The 1353-nt window shown below is 56.2% G+C and carries 1 protein-coding gene; it reads left to right on the forward strand.

All coding sequences use genetic code 11. The annotated features are described in order from the left end of the window. Window positions 1-78 precede the first annotated feature (78 nt). On the forward strand, window positions 79-1104 hold the full coding sequence (locus F7R06_RS30645) for an IS110 family RNA-guided transposase (protein ID WP_090323462.1): 1026 nt from the start codon (window positions 79-81) through the stop codon (window positions 1102-1104). The last annotated feature ends 249 nt before the right edge of the window (window positions 1105-1353 follow it).

Raw genomic sequence — 1353 nt, forward strand, 5'->3', positions numbered from 1 at the left:
ACTAATGAAATGGCTATCCCCTCACACCCTGTGATCGCTCTCTAAGCTTTCACAGGGTGTCTTTCGGAGGCCATTGCCATGAACAACGTAACTATTGTCGCCATCGATCTGGGAAAACATACCTTTCATTTGCATGCCCAAGATGACCGTGGTCACGAGCTCTACCACAAGAAGTTCAATCGTGCAGGGCTGGCCAGGCACCTGGCCAACCTTGAACCGTGCACGGTGGCGATGGAGGCCTGTGGCGGCGCCCACTATATGGCGCGAGAAGCCGCAAAATGGGGGCATGTGCCCAAGCTCATAGCCCCACACCTCGTTCGTCCCTACGTAAAAAGCAACAAGAACGACTTTGCCGATGCCATGGCGATTTGCGAGGCGGCGAGCCGCCCGACCATGCGTTTTGTGCCCCCTAAAACCGAAGCACAACAAGCGCTGGCCATGCTCAATTCGGTACGTGACTCCTACATCAAGGAGCGCACCGCCACCGTCAATCGGATTCACGCCGCTCTGTTGGAAGTCGGCATCAGCCTTTCCCCAGGCTTTCACGCGATCAAAGAACTGCCAGCGCTGCTCGATGAATGCTCATTTTCTGTGCTGATCAAACAAATCCTGCTGGGGCTGCAGGCGCACTTCAACTACCTGGACGAGCAGGTCAAGGCACTGGACAAGCAGGTTGAACGCCAAGCAGCTGAAGATGATCTGGCTTCTCGCCTGATGACGATGCCTTGTGTAGGCCCGATCACCTCCAGCGTCCTGGCTGCGGAGTTGGGCAGCGGTCAGCAGTTCAAGTGCGGCCGAGACTATTCGGCCTCGATCGGGTTGGTGCCCAGGCAATATTCCACCGGCGACAAGACCGTATTGTTAGGTATCAGCAAACGCGGTGACCGCAATCAGAGGCGGCTGCTCATTCAATGCGCCCGAGTGTATCTGATGGGGTTGGATCGACAGACAGGCGTGCTGGCCGATTGGGTCCGCCAGTTACTGGCTCGCCATCATTCCAATCATGTGGTCTGCGCCTTGGCCAACAAATTGGCAAGAATTGCCTGGTCGATCGCCGCTCACCACGATGAATTCAAAGCAGGGCCAAGCGCAATGAACGCTTAACCCTGCTGTCACCGAGCACCACCCATTGGTTTTGCGATGCTGGATAACAGATGACGTGAACGGCCAACCGGCCTGACGACTACCCTGGGCTCCCACAAGGCTGAAAAAGCCTTTCCACTATGAAGGGCCGTCGGGCGCGATTCTCATCGAGGCGCAGGGTCGCCACCCAGACGCCGGATAGATGAAAGCAAGCCAAGCACGCATCGAAAACAGTATTGCAGAAATGGGGATATCCATAGATGTGGGAGC

This window comes from Pseudomonas moorei, assembly GCF_008801475.1.
In the GTDB taxonomy this organism is placed as follows: Bacteria; Pseudomonadota; Gammaproteobacteria; order Pseudomonadales; family Pseudomonadaceae; genus Aquipseudomonas; species Aquipseudomonas moorei.